We start from the raw sequence: 511 nt of genomic DNA on the forward strand, positions 1-511 counted from the left end.
TTTTGCATTATAATAATGAGTGAGTACAGTTTCTCCAATGTTAAAATCAAATTCAATTTTTTCATTGTGCCGGTTACTGGTTATTCTTTTGAGTTTTTTGCCATTAATGCTGATTACATTGGATAGTATTGGTCCTAAAGTTGGTGACTTTGCATAGGTTTTAGGTACAATATCTCCCGCTGGTGTATAGTCACAATCTTCCTGCATTGCAGGCTCAGAATACGATAAGGTTTGTGATTTTGATATGGTATATTCTTTTCCATCAGTCTCATATTCAAATATAAGCTGTTCCCCGTTAGCATCTTCAGTTTTTGTAAGAAACCATGCTGTTATGGATAGTGGAGAAGGAAGCGAATGTCCGCCGCCGCCCACTTTCGTATAAGTTTCTTCAATGGCTTTAAAATAATAGGTGATCCCCTTGGAATCCTTCATGACAAAATAGGGATTATATTCAATATCATGTAAAATCTCAAACTTAAGATTATCTTTACTCAAGAGTTCTATTTGGCCT

At 35.4% G+C, this 511-nt stretch carries 1 protein-coding gene; it reads right to left on the minus strand.

Annotated elements, in window-relative coordinates; genetic code table 11:
- The coding region (locus DRF67_RS21315) for a hypothetical protein (RefSeq protein ID WP_133297690.1) at positions 1-495 on the minus strand (495 nt) is incomplete at its 3' end.
- Positions 496-511: the final 16 nt, after the last annotated feature.

The organism is Chryseobacterium pennipullorum (genome assembly GCF_003384725.1).
In the GTDB taxonomy this organism is placed as follows: Bacteria; Bacteroidota; Bacteroidia; order Flavobacteriales; family Weeksellaceae; genus Chryseobacterium; species Chryseobacterium pennipullorum.